General features: G+C 58.8%; 1 pseudogene. It reads left to right on the top strand.

Annotated elements, in window-relative coordinates:
• Nucleotides 1-452, top strand: a pseudogene (locus ACTHUT_RS21970) (DNA mismatch repair protein MutS); the annotation flags it as partial.

The raw sequence follows: 452 nt of genomic DNA, 5'->3' as shown, positions 1-452 counted from the left end.
TGTTGGACATTACCCTGACCACGCGCGGGCAGGGGGACGGCGTGCCGATTAAGAGGGCGGGCGTGCCGTTTCACGCGGCGGAGCAGTATCTGGCGCGACTGGTGAAGATGGGCAAAAGTGTGGCAGTATGCGAGCAGGTGGGCGAAGTCGGTGCGGGCAAAGGGCCGTTGGAGCGCAAAGTCGTGCGCATCGTAACGCCCGGCACGCTGACCGACGCGGCGTTTTTGGAAGATAAGGAAACCAACCGCATTTTGGCGGTGAACGCAGACAAGAAAAACGTTGCCATCGCATGGGCTTCTTTGCAAAGCGGCGAATTCAAAACCAAGCTGACGACGGCATACAAACTTGCCTACGAGCTGGCGCATTTGCAGGCGGCGGAAATCCTGTTGCCCGAATGCAAAAACCTGCCTGACGGTTTTCAGGCAACCTCGGCCAACATCACGCGCCTGAAC

The sequence above is a fragment of the Neisseria sp. P0022.S010 genome (assembly GCF_051956635.1).
This window is presented reverse-complemented; position numbering and strand designations above follow the sequence as displayed.